General features: G+C 66.4%; 10 protein-coding genes. 1 reads left to right on the top strand and 9 read right to left on the bottom strand.

The window, feature by feature from the left end:
• Positions 1 to 30 precede the first annotated feature (30 nt).
• Together QJT82_RS27610 and murB are read right to left on the bottom strand one after the other, a co-directional pair.
• On the bottom strand, positions 31 to 1,017 hold the full coding sequence (locus tag QJT82_RS27610; RefSeq protein ID WP_028342179.1) for a D-alanine--D-alanine ligase: 987 nt from the start codon (positions 1,015 to 1,017) through the stop codon (positions 31 to 33).
• Between the two features lie 108 nt (positions 1,018 to 1,125).
• Positions 1,126 to 2,046 carry a UDP-N-acetylmuramate dehydrogenase gene (gene murB / locus QJT82_RS27605; RefSeq protein ID WP_028342180.1) on the bottom strand — a complete coding sequence of 307 codons (921 nt, stop codon included), beginning with the start codon at positions 2,044 to 2,046 and terminating at the stop codon, positions 1,126 to 1,128.
• A gap of 20 nt (positions 2,047 to 2,066) precedes the next feature.
• Between murB and QJT82_RS27600 the strand changes: the two genes are divergently transcribed.
• The gene (locus QJT82_RS27600) at positions 2,067 to 2,402 is read left to right on the top strand and encodes a GIY-YIG nuclease family protein (protein WP_028342181.1); all 336 of its coding nucleotides are present in this window, start codon (positions 2,067 to 2,069) and stop codon (positions 2,400 to 2,402) included.
• Between the two features lie 56 nt (positions 2,403 to 2,458).
• On the opposite strand, the gene murC is transcribed toward QJT82_RS27600, so the two are convergent.
• The 7 genes from murC to QJT82_RS27565 form a co-directional block, all read right to left on the bottom strand.
• Positions 2,459 to 3,862: a UDP-N-acetylmuramate--L-alanine ligase gene (gene murC / locus QJT82_RS27595; RefSeq protein ID WP_028342182.1), complete on the bottom strand. Its 1,404-nt coding sequence runs from the start codon at positions 3,860 to 3,862 to the stop codon at positions 2,459 to 2,461.
• A 120-nt stretch (positions 3,863 to 3,982) separates the two neighbouring features.
• Entirely contained in the window at positions 3,983 to 5,083 is a 1,101-nt protein-coding gene (gene murG / locus QJT82_RS27590) for an undecaprenyldiphospho-muramoylpentapeptide beta-N-acetylglucosaminyltransferase (protein WP_028342183.1), read from the bottom strand.
• A 112-nt stretch (positions 5,084 to 5,195) separates the two neighbouring features.
• Positions 5,196 to 6,347: a putative lipid II flippase FtsW gene (gene ftsW / locus QJT82_RS27585; RefSeq protein ID WP_028342184.1), complete on the bottom strand. Its 1,152-nt coding sequence runs from the start codon at positions 6,345 to 6,347 to the stop codon at positions 5,196 to 5,198.
• Between the two features lie 340 nt (positions 6,348 to 6,687).
• Positions 6,688 to 8,088, bottom strand: a complete 1,401-nt coding sequence (murD, locus tag QJT82_RS27580) for a UDP-N-acetylmuramoyl-L-alanine--D-glutamate ligase (protein ID WP_028342185.1) — start codon at positions 8,086 to 8,088, stop codon at positions 6,688 to 6,690.
• 109 nt (positions 8,089 to 8,197) lie between these two features.
• Positions 8,198 to 9,304: a phospho-N-acetylmuramoyl-pentapeptide-transferase gene (gene mraY, locus QJT82_RS27575; protein WP_016846578.1), complete on the bottom strand. Its 1,107-nt coding sequence runs from the start codon at positions 9,302 to 9,304 to the stop codon at positions 8,198 to 8,200.
• 10 nt (positions 9,305 to 9,314) lie between these two features.
• Positions 9,315 to 10,748: a UDP-N-acetylmuramoylalanyl-D-glutamyl-2,6-diaminopimelate--D-alanyl-D-alanine ligase gene (locus QJT82_RS27570; RefSeq protein WP_028342186.1), complete on the bottom strand. Its 1,434-nt coding sequence runs from the start codon at positions 10,746 to 10,748 to the stop codon at positions 9,315 to 9,317.
• Positions 10,745 to 12,202, bottom strand: coding sequence for a UDP-N-acetylmuramoyl-L-alanyl-D-glutamate--2,6-diaminopimelate ligase (locus QJT82_RS27565; protein WP_028342187.1), 1,458 nt, complete (start codon positions 12,200 to 12,202; stop codon positions 10,745 to 10,747). The genes QJT82_RS27570 and QJT82_RS27565 overlap by 4 nt, the downstream gene beginning before the upstream one ends.
• Positions 12,203 to 12,206: the final 4 nt, after the last annotated feature.

The following is a 12,206-nucleotide window of genomic DNA, read 5'->3' as shown; positions in this document are numbered from 1 at the left end:
CGACCTGGCGGGTTCCCGCCCGGCCGGGCATTAACTTCGGACGCGGCGGCGGGCGAGCTCGATCTGGTCGTTGAGGAAGTCGGCAAAGGCGATGCCCTGTGCTTTCAAGGCCTTAGGGTACAGTGATGCCGCGGTGAGGCCCGGCAGGGTGTTGGTCTCGAGGTAGACCGGGCCATTGGCCGAGACGATGAAATCGCTGCGCGAGTAGCCGGTGCAGGACAGCGCGCGGTGCGCCCGCAGCGCATGGTCCATGATCGCGGCGCTGACCTCGGGCGCGAAACGGCCGGGACAGATCTCCTGGGTCGACTTCAGCAGGTATTTGGCCGTGTAGTCGAAGGTTCCCTCCCCCGGCACGATCTCGATCGGCGGCAGCGCGAACACGGAGCCGTCGGACTGCTCGAGCACACCGCAGGTCGCCTCCACGCCCGACACGAACGGCTCGATCAGATACTCTTCATGCTTTGCGGCATTGCGGACCGCGACGAGGTCCTGCTTCGCGTTGACGAAGATCAGCCCGTAGCTCGATCCGTCCTTGGCGGGTTTTGCAATCAGCTTGCCGTGTTTCGCGAAGGCGTCATCGATCTGCTCGACGGTGATGCCCTGCGGCGCGTTGAGACCTGCGATCGCGGCGAAACGCTTCGCCGACGGCTTGTCGAACGCCAGATGCGACGACGCCGAGCCGGAGCCGGTGAACGCGACGCCGCGCAGCTCGCACATCGCCTGCAATTCGCCATTCTCGGCGCGGCCGCCATGCAAACCGAACACCAGCACACGCTGCTCGGCGCTCGCCTTGTCGAGCGCCTGATCGAGTGCGATGCCGCGACCGTCGGGTTTGAAGTCGACCTCGAACGGACGCGTGTGGCTGAGCAGTTTTTCCGACGTCACCGCATGCACGGTGTCGTCGACATCCCAGAACCAGAGATCCGCGTCGGGCAGCGCACGGTGCAGCGCCTGCGTGCTCGCCACCGAGACCAGCCGCTCCTTGTTGGTGCCGCCGAACAGAATGGTCACCTGCATCTTCTTTGCCCGTCTTCGCTATTTCCGTCATTCCGGGATGGTCCGAAGGACCAGACCCGGAATCTCGAGATTCCGGGTTCGATGCTGCGCATCGCCCCGGAATGACGACTACGATGAATTTCCGATCCGCTTGATTTCCCAGTGTAGCTCAATTCCGCTGCTTTGCTTGACCCGTTCGCGCACCGTCTCGCCGAGCGTCTCGATGTCGTGCCCGGTGGCGTTGCCGGTGTTGATCAGGAAATTGCAGTGCATCTCCGACACCTGCGCGCCGCCGATTTTGAGGCCGCGGCAGCCGGCGGCATCGATCAGCTTCCAGGCGCTGTTGCCGGGCGGATTCTTGAAGGTCGAGCCGCCGGTCTTCTCGCGGATCGGCTGCGCGGTCTCGCGATGGCTCTGCACCTCGTTCATGCGGGCGCGGATCACCTCAGTATCAGTGATCGTGCCGCGGAAGCGCGCCGAGGTGAAGACGATGGACGGATCGACGCCGCTGTTGCGATAGACGAACTTCATGTCGGCATTGCCGAACGTATGCTTCGTTCCGTCGCGGCCGATGCCGGTGGCTTCGATCAGCACGTCCTTGGTCTCGCCGCCATTGGCGCCGGCATTCATGCGCAGCGCGCCGCCGACCGTGCCGGGAATGCCGAAGAAGAATTCCATGCCGCCGATGTCAGCCGCCGCAGCCGTCTCGGCGACGCGCTTATCGAGCGCCGCTGCGCCGGCGGTGACGACATCGCCGGCCGCGGTGGTCTCTCCGAAGGCGCGCGCCGCGAGGCGGATCACGACGCCAGGCATGCCGCCATCGCGCACGATCAGATTGGAGCCGACGCCGACGACATAGACCGGCAGCTCCGGCGGCAGGCGCTTCAGGAAATAGGCGAGATCATCTTCATCTGCCGGCGTGAACAACACCTGCGCCGGCCCGCCGACGCGAAACCAGGTTAGCTCCGCCAGACGTTGGTTCGCCAGCAGCCGCCCGCGCAGCTCCGGCATCGCGGCTTTCAGGTCGGGCGTGATGTCGGGGAAGGTCATGGGTAACCTCTCCATCCGTCATGGCCGGGCTTGTCCCGGCCATCCACGTCTTGCAGTATCTCCACATGACAGGGGGATACGTTTATTTTCTGACCAACCGTCCGAACGGCGTGCTCTACGTCGGGGTAACGAGCGATCTCGTCCGCCGGATATTCGAGCACCGTTCCGGCTTCGTCGATGGCTTCACCAAGCGATACGGACTGAAGCGACTCGTCTACTTTGAGCACTTTGACGACATCCGTACAGCCATCCAGCGCGAACACACCATCAAGCATTGGCCGCGCGCTTGGAAGATCCGCAAGATCATCGCAGCGAACCCGAACTGGGACGACCTGTACGACACGATAGTGCAGTGAAGACGTGGATGGCCGGGACAAGCCCGGCCATGACGAGGATGGATACGAGGCCATCATCACCCCAACGCCTTCAATTCGCCGGGCAGCGCGTAGGCCCATTGCGTGATGTTGCCGGCGCCGAGGCAGACGACGAGGTCGCCGGGCTTGGCAAGACCGTGCACGATCTTCGCGAGCTCGCCCGCGTTAGGCAGCGAGACAACGTTGCGATGGCCGTGGGCGCGCAGGCCGGCGGCGAAATGGTCGCGGTCGATGCCCGCGATCGGCGCCTCGCCGGCCGGATAGACCTCGGCGACCACGACCGCATCGGCATCATTGAAGCAGGTGCAGAATTCCTCAAACAAGGATTGCAGGCGGGTGTAGCGATGCGGCTGCACCACGGCGACGATCTTGCCATTGACGGATTCCCGCGCCGCTTTCAGCACCGCTGCGATCTCGACCGGATGATGACCGTAGTCGTCGATCACGGTGATGCCGTTGGTCTCGCCGGTCTTGGTGAAGCGCCGCTTGACGCCGCCGAAGCCGGCCATGGCCTGGCGGATGACGTCGTCGGACACGCCGAGCTCGTGCGCGACCGCGATCGCCGCCGTCGCATTCGATGCGTTGTGGCGCCCCGGCATCGGCAGCATGATATCGGCGATCTCATGGACCGCGCCGGACTTGCGTTCGCGGATCGCGACCGAGAATTTCGAGCCGCCGCCCATCGGCGTGAGATCCTTGAGTTGCGCATCGGCCTGCGGGTTCTGGCCGTAGGTGATGATGCGGCGGTCTTCGATCTTGCCGACGAGAGTTTGCACCACGGGGTGATCGGTGCACATCACGGCAAAGCCGTAGAACGGGACGTTCTCGACGAAATTGCGGAACGCGTCCTGGATCGCCTCGAAGGTCTTGAAGTGATCGAGATGCTCGGGGTCGATATTGGTGACGATGACGACGTCGGACGGCAGCTTCAGGAAGGTGCCGTCGCTCTCGTCGGCCTCGACCACCATCCAGTCGCCGGCACCGAGTCGCGCGTTGGAGCCATAGGCGTTGATGATGCCGCCATTGATCACGGTCGGATCGAGCCCACCGGCGTCGAGCAGGGTCGCCACCATCGTGGTCGTGGTGGTCTTGCCATGGGTGCCGGCGATCGCGACGCAACTCTTCAGCCGCATCAGTTCCGCCAGCATCTCGGCGCGCCGCACCACCGGAATGCGCCGCGCGCGCGCCGCCATCAGTTCGGGATTGTCGCGCTTGATCGCAGTCGAGACCACGACGACATCGGCGCCGTCGACATTCTCGGCGGCGTGGCCGACCGAGACCTTGGCGCCCTTCTTGCGCAAGCGGTCGAGGTTGTAATTGTCCGAAGCATCGGAGCCCTGCACGGTGTAGCCGAGATTGATCAGCACCTCGGCGATGCCGCTCATGCCGATGCCGCCGATCCCGACGAAGTGAATGGGTCCGATCTCGCGCGGCAGTCTCATTTTGCTAACACCTTCATCGTGTCCGGACTCACCCCGGCACTTCTTCGACTTATGAAAGACTGATATGGCCGGGACAAGCCCGGCCATGGCGTCCCACGGCCGAAATTCCTCGAAAGCGGCCTAAATTCCGGCCACTTTCGCAACCAGATCGGCGAGCCGCTCGGCGGCATCGAGCCGGCCGACGCCGCGCGCCGACGCCGCCATCGCGGCCAGCTTCGCGGGCTCGGCGGCGAAGGCCGAAATTTCAGCGGCCAGCCGCTCGGACGTGAAATCGCTCTGCGTGATGCGCAGCGCGCCGTTCGCCTGCGACAGCACGCCGGCATTGGCGAACTGGTCCTGATCGATCGCGCCGGGCAGCGGCACCAGGATCGAGGGCCGGCCGATCGCGGCGAGCTCGGCGACCGTGCCGGCACCGGAGCGCGAGATCACCAGCTGGCTCGAGGCGAGGCGCGCCGGCAGGTCGGCGAAGAACGGCGCGAGTTCGGCGTTGATCTCGAGCCGGTCGTAGACCGCGCGCACCCGATTCATGTCCTCTTCGCGCACCTGCTGGGTGACGATCAGGCGGCTCCACAGCGCGGGCGCGAGCTGCTCGATCGCCGGCGGCACGATATCGCTCATCACCCGCGCGCCCTGGCTGCCGCCGACGACAAGCAGGCGCAGCGGCGCGTTCGGCTCGGGTGCCGTGTATTTCACCGCAGCCGCGGCGAGGATCGCCGGCCGCATCGGCGTGCCGACGGTGGTCGCCTTGCCCGCGAGCGCGGGATCGCGATCGAGCACGCCGGGCAGCGAGGTCGCGATCGCATTGACGCGGCCGGAGAGGAAACGGTTGGCGCGGCCCAGCACCGCATTGGCGTCGTGGATGATGCCGGGGACGCCGAGCAGCCGCGCCGCCATTAGCGGCGGCAAGGTCGGGTAGCCGCCGAAGCCGACCACAGCCGCGGGCTTCAGCCGCCGCACCAGATTGGCGGCGACCAGCGTGCCGTAGCCGAGCATCAGCGCGGTCCGCGCCAGCGAGATCGGGTTGCGGCTGCGCACGGTCGCGCTCGGCACGAGGTCGATGCTCTCCCGGCCGAACAGGCCGGAATAGCGCAGCGCGCGGCCGTCGGTGGCGAGCCGGACCCGCAGGCCACGCCTGATCAGTTCCACGGCGAGCGCTTCGGCCGGGAACAGATGGCCGCCGGTGCCACCGGCCGCCAGCAGAATCAGGGGCGCGTTGTCCATGGCCGCCTTCTACATCGTCATTGCGAGCGAAGCGAAGCAATCCATAGCCCCGCAGAACGGAGGGATAGATTGCTTCGTCGCTTCGCTCCTCGCAATGACAACAAGGGCTCACCTACGCGTAGGCGCGTTGAGCGCTGGCGCCTTCCATCGATTCGATCTCGGTGCGCGGCCTCTGCCGCGTCAGCGCCAGCATCATGCCGACGCCATAGGCGAGCGACACGAACGAGGAGCCGCCATAGGAGATGAACGGCAGCGTCATGCCCTTGGCCGGGATCAGTTGCAGATTGACCGCCATGTTGATCGTCGCCTGCACGCCGAACAGGATCGCAAGCCCCGAGGCCGCGAAGCGCGAGAACATGTCCTCGGTGGCATAGGCGCGGGTCAGCGTGCGGATCACGATGAAACCGAACAGCGCAACCAGCATCAAGCAGAGGATGATGCCGAACTCTTCCGCGGCGACCGCGAACACGAAGTCGGTGTGGCTGTCCGGCAGGCTGCGCTTGGCGATGCCCTCGCCCGGCCCCAAGCCGAACCAGCCGCCATTCCAGAACGCCTCCATCGCGGTGTCGACCTGGAAGGTGTCGCCGGAGGCGGGATTCATGAAGCGCTTGATGCGGCCGGCGACGTGCGGCACCAGGAGATAGGCGCCGAACAGGCCCGCGCCCGCCGCGCCGGCGAGCCCGAACACCCAGATCATCCGCATGCCCGCGATGAAGAACAGCGCGCCCCACACGGTGAGGATCAGCATGGTCTGACCGAAGTCGGGCTCCATCACCAGGAGCGTGACCAGCGTCAGCAACAGCACCAGCGCCATCGAGGTCGCCGGCATCTCCGGCCGCTTGGTCGATTCCGCGAACAGCCAGGCCGCGACGATGACGAAGGAGGGCTTTGCGGCTTCGGAGGCCTGGATGTTGACGCCGAGCAGCGTGATCCAGCGCCGCGAACCCTTGACCTCGGGTCCGATCAGCAGCGTCAGCACGATCAGCGCGATCGAGACCGCGAACACGATCAGCGCGGTGCGCCGGATCTGCCGCGGCGTCATGAACGAGACGCCGATCAGCACCATCAGCGACGGCACCAGGAACATGACGTGGCGGTTGAAGAAGTGAAACGGATCGAGCCCGATCCGGGTCGCCACCGGCGGACTCGCCGCCAGCGACAGGATGACGCCGGCCAGCATCAACGCGGCGATCGCGACAAGCAGCAGCTTGTCGACGGTCCACCACCAGTCCGAGAACGGGGTGCGTTGGTCACGGGCGAGCATGGGCGTCCCCAGATGGCAGAGATAACGTCCATTCGTGGCGCAGGATGGTTTCCAAGGGGTTAACGGGATAGGTAACTTTTGAGGGAGGTGGTTGGGCCCATCCCGACGTCGTCCTGGCGAAAGCCAGGACCCATAACCACCGCGCTTGATAATGGACGCTACCGCGGCCCCAGCGTCGCGCAACGATTGAGATTTGGGGTAATGGGTCCTGGCTTTCGCCAGGACGACGATGAGGATAGTTCTCGCGCGATACGACGTACCGTCACTGCGCACTTCATCTCGGTGTCATCGCCCGGCACCGAATGGCGGATTACGCTGCGCCAATCCGCCCTACGTGACGTCACACCACCGGCGTGACGCCGGGCAGCGCCTGGACGATGTCGCGGAAGGCGGTGCCGCGGATTTCGAAATTGCGGTACTGGTCGAACGAGGCGCAGGCCGGCGACAGCAGCACGACGGCCTCCGCGAGCCCGGACGCCTCGGCATCGCGCGCGGCGCTGGCGATCGCGACGTCGAGCGTGCCGGACATGTCGTGCGGGACGCGCTCGCCAAGCGTGCCGGAGAATTCGGCCGCCGCCTCGCCGATCAGATAGGCCTTGCGGATGCGCGGGAAATATTCGGTCAGGCTGGTGATGCCGCCGGCCTTCGGCTTGCCGCCGGCGATCCAATAGATGTCGGCGAACGACGACAGCGCATGCGCGGCCGCATCCGCGTTGGTACCCTTGGAGTCGTTGACGAACAGCACGTTGCCGCGGCGGCCGACCTGCTCCATGCGATGCGCGAGACCCGGGAAGCTGCGCAGGCCGTTCTGCAAAACGTCGGTTGCGATCCCCATCGCCAGCGCGCAGGCCGAGGCGCAGGCGGCGTTCTGCGCATTGTGCAGGCCGCGCAGCGAGCCGATGCCCCCCAGCCGCGCGATCTCGCTGCGCGCCGCGCCAGATGCGCGCACGATGGTCTCGTGCTCGACATAGAGGCCGTCGGGCAGCGGGTTCTTCACCGAGATGCGTACCACGCGCTTGCCGGCGCGATCGAGCCGGTCGGCGATGTTGCGGCACCAGATGTCGTCGACGCCTGTTATCGCGGTGCCGCCGGCCTGCACGCCGGCGACCAGCCGCTCCTTGACCGCGGCGTAATGCTCGAGCGTGCCGTGGCGATCGATGTGATCCTCGCTGATGTTGATCAGGATGCCGACCGACGGATCGAGCGACGGTGCGAGGTCGATCTGGTAGGACGACATCTCGATCACGTGGACGCGGCCCATGCGCGGCGGCTCCAGCGACAGGATCGCGGTGCCGATATTGCCGCCCATCTGGGTATCGTAGCCGGCGACATCAATCAGATGCGCGATCAGCGCCGTGGTGGTCGATTTGCCGTTGGTGCCGGTGATGGCGACGAACGGCGCGTTCGGCGCGTGACGGCGGCGCTCGCGGCAGAACAGTTCGACGTCGCCGATCACCTCGCAGCCCGCCTCGCGCGCCTTCAACACGCTCCAGTGCGGCACCGGATGGGTCAGCGGCGCGCCGGGGGTCAGGATCAGCGCGGCGAAATTCGCCCACGACACGGTGCGCAGATCGGCGGTGGTGAAGCCGGCCTGCGCCGCCTTGACGACGTTGTCGGCATTGTCGTCGGCCGCGATCACCTCCGCGCCACCGGCCTTCAGCGCGTGGCAGCTCGCGAGCCCGGAGCCGCCGAGCCCGAACACCGCGACCGTCTTGCCGGAGAAGGAGGTGACCGGGATCATGACGCAACCTCCATCATTCCGGGGCTCGCGCAGCGAGAACCCGGAATCTCGAGATTCCGGGTTCGTGCTTCGCACGCCCCGGAATGACAGTGGGAGGGCTTCTTCATCATCAGCGCAGCTTCAGCGTCGACAGGCCGGCGAGCGCCAGCATCACCGAGATGATCCAGAACCGGATCACGATCTGCGGTTCGGTCCAGCCCTTCTGCTCGAAATGATGGTGCAGCGGCGCCATCCGGAACACGCGCTTGCCGGTGAGCTTGAACGAGGTGACCTGGACGATGACCGAGACCGCCTCCAGCACGAACAGGCCGCCGATCACGGCGAGCACGATCTCGTGCTTCACCGCAACCGCCGTCGCGCCGAGCATTCCGCCGAGCGCCAGCGAGCCGGTGTCGCCCATGAAGATCGAGGCCGGCGGCGCGTTGAACCAGAGGAAGCCGAGGCCTGCGCCAAGCACCGCGCCGCACAGCACCGCCAGTTCGCCGGTGCCGGCGACGTAATTGATCTGCAGATAATCCGAGAACACCGCGTTGCCGGTCAGATACGAGATCATGCCGAAGCTGGCGGCGGCGATCATCACCGGCACGATGGCAAGACCGTCGAGGCCGTCGGTCAGGTTCACCGCATTGCCGGCGCCGACCATCACGAAGGCGCCGAAGATCACGAAGAACCAGCCGAAATTGATCACGAGGTCCTTGAAGAAGGGAATCACGAGCGACGTCGAGGACACGTCGCGCCCGAGCCGGACCAGCGCGTAGGTGGCGGCGAGCCCGATCGCCGCCTCGATCAGGAGCCGCAGCTTGCCGGCGAAGCCGCTGTGCGACTGCTTTGTGACCTTCAAATAATCGTCATAGAAGCCGACGAAGCCGAAGCCGAGCGTCACCGCCAGCACGATCCAGACATAGGGATTGAGCGGATTGGCCCAGAGCAGTGTCGACACCACGAGCCCGGACAGGATCATCAGCCCGCCCATGGTGGGCGTGCCCTTCTTGGAGATCAAATGCGACTGCGGGCCATCGGTGCGGATCGGCTGGCCCTTGCCCTGCCGCAACCGCAGATGATCGATGATCCAGGGCCCGAACAGGAACACGAACAGCGCGCCGGTCACCATGGCACCGCCGGTGCGGAACGTGATGTAGCGGAACACGTTCAGCGCGCTGCGGAATGCCCCAAACCCCGGAACGGTGTTGGACAGTTCGATCAACCAGTAGAACATTCGAGGAGTCCTATACCGCTTCTTCGTGCGCGGCCTTGTCGGGGAAGCGTTTTTCCAGCGCGCTGACAATGAGCTTCATCTTCGATCCCAGCGAGCCCTTCACCATGATCACGTCACCGGCACGGACCGCGGCGACCGCCTGCGCTTCGAGCGCCGCCGAGCTCTCGGCATAGCCTCCCCGCTTGCCGGTGGAAAGGGCATCCCACAGATTCCGCATCAGCGGACCACAACAATATACGAGGTCGATGCGGTTGGCGGTCACGGCCTCGTTGAGGCCGCGGTGCAATTCGGGCCCGGTCGGCCCGAGTTCGAGCATGTCGCCGAGCACCGCGATGCGCCGGCCATGCGGCCCGGTCTGGGTCTGGCCGAGCACGTTGAGCGCGGCCCCCATCGAGGCCGGGTTGGCGTTGTAGCTCTCGTCGATCAACATCGCCTCGCCATGGCCGACCTCGAGGGTGCGGCGGAAACCGCGGCCGGTCGGCGCCTCGAGCTGCGACAGCGACAACGCGGCGCGCGCGATATCGGCGCCGAGCAGCGAAGCACCGGCGAGCACCGCCAGCGAGTTCATCGCCATGTGCCGGCCGGGCATGCCGATCTTGTAGGTGATGTCGTGATCCAGAATATCCGCATGCACCGCCGAGCAGGTCGCGTGCAGCGACAGGTCGAGCAGCCGCGCCTCGGCGCGCTTGTCGGTGCCGAACGAGACGATGCGCGAGATGCCGGCCTGCTTGGCCTGCTTCTGCAGCCGCGCGAATTGTCCGTTGTCGCGGTTGAGCACGACGGCGCCATCGGGCTCGAGCCCCGCGAAGATCTCCGCCTTGGCGTCGGCGATCGCCTCGATGCCAGCGAAGAATTCCAGATGCACCGGCTCGATCGTGGTGATGATTGCGACGTGCGGGCGCACCATCTTCACCAGCGGCGTGATCTCGCCGGCATGGTTCATGCCGATCTCGAACACCGCAAAGCGGGTGCTGGCCGGGCAGCGCGCCAGCGACAGCGGCACGCCCCAGTGATTGTTGAACGACGCCACCGACGCATGGGTCTCGCCTTGCGCCGACAGCACGCGGCGCAGTGCCTCCTTGGTCGAGGTCTTGCCGACCGAGCCGGTCACCGCAATGATCTGCGCGTTGAGCCGCGCGCGCGAGGCATGGGCGAGCTCGACGAGGCCGGCGAGCACGTCGTCGACCATCAGCAGCGGCGCATCAGCGGGAAACTTTGCCCGTTGCGCGGTCTCGACCACCGCGAGCCCGGCGCCAGCCTTCAGCGCCGCCTCGACGAAGGCATGGCCGTCATGGACGTCGCCCTTGATCGCGAAATACGCCTCGCCAGGTGCGATGCTGCGGCTGTCGATCGAGAGACCGGTGACGCCGTCCGGCAGCGCGCCTTGCGTGGCGGCGCGCATCGCCGTCGCCATCGCATCCGAGGTCCACAACATCGTGCTCATGCGCCCTCCGCAGCCAGTGCACTGGCGACCGCTTCATGATCGCTGAACGGCAGCGTCGTGTTGCCGACGATCTGCCCAACCTCGTGGCCCTTGCCGGCAACCACCAGCGCATCGCCCGGCGCGAGGCCGGCAATGCCGGCACGGATCGCCGCGGCGCGGTCGCCGATCTCGCGCGCGCCCTTCGCCGTCGCCATGATCGCGGCGCGGATCGCCTCCGGCTTTTCGCTGCGCGGATTGTCGTCGGTGACGATGACCTGATCGGCATTCTCGGCCGCGATCGCGCCCATGATCGGACGCTTGCCGGCGTCACGGTCGCCGCCGGCGCCGAAGATCACGACGAGCTTGCGCTTGGCGTAGGGCCGCAGCGCCTGCAGCGCCTTGGCGAGCGCGTCTGGCTTGTGGGCGTAGTCGACGAAGATCGGCGCGCCGTTGTGCTCGCCGACGAATTCCAGCCGGCCCTTGGCGCCTTCGAGATGTTCGAGGCAGCCGAACACGTCATCGGCGGCGCTGCCGGTGCCGATCGCAAGCCCGGCCGCGACTAGCGCATTCTCGATCTGGAATTCGCCGACCAGCGGCAGCCGGATCGCGTGCTTGCGCCCGCGGTGCTCGATCATGAGCCGCTGGGCAAAGCCTTCGATGGCGGCATCGAGGAGCTTGATGCCATCGCTTGCATCGGCGTTGCGACCGACCGCGATGATGCGCAGGCCGCGCGAGCGCGCCGCATCGATCACCTCGGCCGAACAGTCATGATCGGCCGAGATCACCGCGGCGCCGCCTGGCGCGACGAGATCACGGAACAGCCGGAGTTTTGCGTTGAGGTAATGCGCGACATCGGGATGATAATCCATGTGGTCGCGCGACAGATTGGTGAAGCCGCCGGCGGCAATGCGCACGCCGTCGAGACGGTACTGGTCGAGGCCGTGCGAGGACGCCTCGAACGCCAGATGCGTGACGCCGTCGCTCGCGATCTCGTCGAGCTGGCGATGCAGCGCGATCGGATCCGGCGTGGTCAGCGAGCCGTAGACCGTGCGCTTGTCCGAGACGAGGCCGATGGTGCCGATGCTGGCGGAGGAATGTCCGAGCCGCTGCCAGATCTGGCGCGTGAACGCTGCGACCGAGGTCTTGCCGCTGGTGCCGGTCACCGCCGCGATCGTCGCGGGCTGGCGGGAAAAGAATTTGGCCGCGGCGAGCGCCAGCGCGCGGCGCGGATTCGGCGTGATGACGAAGGGGGCGCGAGCGTGACCTTGCGGCAGATGGTCGCTGACGACCGCGACCGCGCCGGCGGCAATCGCCGCATCGACGAAGCGCGCGCCGTCGGTCCTGCTGCCGGCCAGCGCGAAGAACAGGTCGCCCCGCTTCACCGCACGGCTGTCGACCGCAAGCCCTCCGACGACGATAGTGTCGGCACTTGGATCGATCGTGGCATCGGCGTCGAAGAGGTCGCGAAGTCTCATGATC

It is taken from the genome of Bradyrhizobium sp. Mp19, from assembly GCF_029952935.1.
Classification (GTDB): domain Bacteria; phylum Pseudomonadota; class Alphaproteobacteria; order Rhizobiales; family Xanthobacteraceae; genus Bradyrhizobium; species Bradyrhizobium elkanii.
This window is presented reverse-complemented; position numbering and strand designations above follow the sequence as displayed.

Bases quoted from the DNA above. Each gene is read 5' to 3' on its own strand.
- murG (WP_028342183.1), bottom strand. From the start codon at position 5,083: ATGGACAACGCGCCCCTGATTCTGCTGGCGGCCGGTGGCACCGGCGGC.
- ftsW (WP_028342184.1), bottom strand. From the start codon at position 6,347: ATGCTCGCCCGTGACCAACGCACCCCGTTCTCGGACTGGTGGTGGACC.
- QJT82_RS27570 (WP_028342186.1), bottom strand. From the start codon at position 10,748: ATGAGCACGATGTTGTGGACCTCGGATGCGATGGCGACGGCGATGCGC.
- QJT82_RS27600 (WP_028342181.1), top strand. From the start codon at position 2,067: ATGGCCGGGCTTGTCCCGGCCATCCACGTCTTGCAGTATCTCCACATG.
- murD (WP_028342185.1), bottom strand. From the start codon at position 8,088: ATGATCCCGGTCACCTCCTTCTCCGGCAAGACGGTCGCGGTGTTCGGG.
- QJT82_RS27610 (WP_028342179.1), bottom strand. From the start codon at position 1,017: ATGCAGGTGACCATTCTGTTCGGCGGCACCAACAAGGAGCGGCTGGTC.
- mraY (WP_016846578.1), bottom strand. From the start codon at position 9,304: ATGTTCTACTGGTTGATCGAACTGTCCAACACCGTTCCGGGGTTTGGG.
- QJT82_RS27565 (WP_028342187.1), bottom strand. From the start codon at position 12,202: ATGAGACTTCGCGACCTCTTCGACGCCGATGCCACGATCGATCCAAGT.
- murB (WP_028342180.1), bottom strand. From the start codon at position 2,046: ATGACCTTCCCCGACATCACGCCCGACCTGAAAGCCGCGATGCCGGAG.
- murC (WP_028342182.1), bottom strand. From the start codon at position 3,862: ATGAGACTGCCGCGCGAGATCGGACCCATTCACTTCGTCGGGATCGGC.